The 1,213-nt window shown below is 53.0% G+C and carries 1 protein-coding gene; it reads right to left on the bottom strand.

Features of this window, described 5'->3' with window-relative positions; genetic code table 11:
- A partial coding sequence (locus GGR10_RS06755; RefSeq protein ID WP_182480449.1) for a right-handed parallel beta-helix repeat-containing protein occupies nucleotides 1-1,199 on the bottom strand: 1,199 nt, incomplete at its 3' end.
- Nucleotides 1,200-1,213 lie beyond the last annotated feature (14 nt).

Here is a 1,213-nt window from a genome sequence, read left to right on the forward strand (position 1 = left end):
CCATTTTCCGCATAGACCCCCGTTTGTACCTTTGAAATCGTCACATTCTCCAACGTCATCTTTCCCGAGCTCTCCATTATTACCCCTGTACCCATACCACTTCCCTTCCCCTTAATCACCGTCCGCGTCAACTCAGCACTCTCCACCCCATCCCCCACATACACCCCATACCCCGTAAACTCTGTCACCGACCCCCCAGTCATCATCAAACTCTTACCCCCCATCACCCTCACCCCCGCTCCAACCTTTGAAATCTTCACATCTGTCAACCTAATCGTCAAGTTCTTCCCCTTCCCAACCACTACCCCCATTTGTACCCCCTCAACCGTCACATCGTCCAACGTCATCTCCAACATCTCACCTCCCACCGCACTCACCCCCATACTCCCAACCCCACTTCCCTTCCCCGTAATCACCGTCTTCGTCAAACTTGCACTCTTTACCAAACCCCCCACCATCACCCCAACTCCATCCCCCATAAAATTAATCGTCGAGCCCCCAGTCATCGTCAAGTTCTTCCCCCTCCCCATATACACCCCCGCTCCAACCCCCTCAATCGTCACATCCGTCAACCTCATCACCAAATTCTCACCCCCCAGCGCACTCACCCCCATACTCCCACTTCCCCCTCCCATAATCCTTGTTCCCATCAAACTCGCACTCTCCACCTTGTCCCCCATATACACCCCATACCTACCTCCACTTGCTAAACTAATCGTTGAATTTTCCCCACCAATCGTCAGGCTCTTCCCTCTCTTAACATACACCCCCATTTGTACCCCCTCAACCGTCACATCGTCCAACGTCATCATCAAACTCTTACCCCCCACGGCATACACCCCTACCCCCTTATCCTGTCCCATAATCACCGTCCCCGTCAACTCAGCTCTCTCCACCCCATCCCCCATATACACCCCATACCTACCTCCACTTGCTAAACTAATTGTTGAATTTTCCCCACCAATCGTCAGGCTCTTCCCTCTCTTAACATACACCCCCGCTCCAACCTCTGAAATCTTCACCCCCTCCAACCTCATCACCAAATTCTCACCTCCCACGGCATACACCCCTACCCCCTTTCCCCCTCCCTTAATCACCGTCTTCGTCAAACTTGCACCCTTCACCCCTTCCCCCATATACACCCCCACCCCATACTCACCCCCATCTGCTAAACTAATCGTTGAATTTTCCCCCCTCATTATCAGCGTCCCAT

Source organism: Bartonella chomelii (genome assembly GCF_014138465.1).
Taxonomy (GTDB): Bacteria; Pseudomonadota; Alphaproteobacteria; order Rhizobiales; family Rhizobiaceae; genus Bartonella; species Bartonella schoenbuchensis.